Source organism: Acinetobacter sp. TUM15064, from assembly GCF_008980265.1.
Taxonomy (GTDB): domain Bacteria; phylum Pseudomonadota; class Gammaproteobacteria; order Pseudomonadales; family Moraxellaceae; genus Acinetobacter.
This window is the reverse complement of the sequence record NZ_BKFU01000197.1, coordinates 1-497: the sequence shown is the minus strand read 5'-3', so window position 1 is coordinate 497 and position 497 is coordinate 1. Positions and strand designations below refer to the sequence as shown.

At 36.2% G+C, this 497-nt stretch carries 1 protein-coding gene; it reads left to right on the top strand.

Annotated features, from left to right (window positions below):
* Positions 1–497, top strand: a 497-nt coding sequence (locus GBI16_RS18400) for a TnsA endonuclease N-terminal domain-containing protein (RefSeq protein WP_171494597.1), incomplete at both ends; no start/stop codon positions are given.

The following is a 497-nucleotide window of genomic DNA, read 5'->3' as shown; positions in this document are numbered from 1 at the left end:
CTACTTTTAGACTGGAATCCATCAGTTACTGATATTCGGGAACAGTTTCCTTTACCGCTTCAAGCCACAACTCAAATTGCAGAACAAGCTCAAATTACTCATCCTAGAGTTCGTAATGCCCTACAAATTATGAGTTCAGATTTTTATGTAGATCGTAAAGATTTCAGGCAACCCAATTTTGCTCTGCAAACAAAATACGTAGCAGATTTAGAAGATATTAGAACCATTGAAAAACTTGAGTTGGAACGAAGATATTGGGAAAGTACAAAGACACCTTGGTACATACTGACAGAAAAAGATATTCCTGCGACTGTACTTCACAATATCAAATGGCTCTATCCTGCTATGAGGGAATCTTCTCTTCCTGTTTATGAAAAGCTCGATGACTATATGCAGAAATTTGCTCAATATCCTCATCTCACATTAATTGAGTTAAGTAAAAAAGTAGATCAGGCATATGATTTAGAACTGGGTTCATCTTTATCAGAAATTCGGGA